The organism is Wolbachia endosymbiont of Tuta absoluta (genome assembly GCF_059414725.1).
The window spans coordinates 1-770 of record NZ_JBNRJY010000018.1; the positions used below are offsets into that span (position 1 = coordinate 1).

The window sequence follows — 770 nt, forward strand, 5'->3', positions numbered from 1 at the left end:
GGAAATGTAACTGACGAAATGATAAAAAATTATATTGAAAATCACTCTAAAAAAGAAGATAAATTTGGTGACTTTCAAGTCGAAAGTTAGCATTCTATGCTCTCTCTCAATCTTTGGATTTTAATCCATAGTGGTTGAATAAAATAATATAGCTTAATTATTAACTATATCTATGAGAAAATCAAGAATTATGTATTTTTTTATATTTTATATAGGATTATTAATATTCACTTTAGTTTCAGAAACATACTGCAAATTAGAATCATAAAAATCTTTAATGTTCATTTTTCCAAAAACGCAAAAAAAGTACCTACCTTTATGAAAACAAGCCTATAAAAATATGGTTGTAAAAATGGAAGCCTAAAATCATTGCAACAAAGTTAGGCAAATTGGTTCATATGTAAATTTAGTGAAAGTAAACCAATATAGCTGATTTCATGGTATAGCAAAATCACTATATTGAAAAGTTTATATGGTACACCAATTGATTCTAAAAAAAATGTTTTCACACTAACTGGTTTTGGGTGCTGGAAGTGACCAAATTACTTAAGTTGTTTAATACTGAATGAGTATAAATTTATTTTCTTCTACTAATCGTACATGGCCCAGAGTGGACAAATGGGAAGATTATACTACTAAAGATCGATCATAATCCACTTGCCTTGATACTGATATAGGCTAACGTTCATCCCAATTCTTCCTACTCCTCCAAGAGGAAGAAATAAAAACTCATTTTTGTTTATGTTCATTAATTTTAAACAACTTAAGTA

Annotated in this window: 1 pseudogene; it reads left to right on the plus strand. The window is 27.8% G+C overall.

Annotation, left to right across the window (positions count from 1 at the left end):
* Positions 1 to 90: pseudogene (locus tag ACJ5GX_RS00115) on the plus strand (IS200/IS605-like element ISW1 family transposase); the annotation flags it as partial.
* Between the last annotated feature and the right edge of the window lie 680 nt (positions 91 to 770).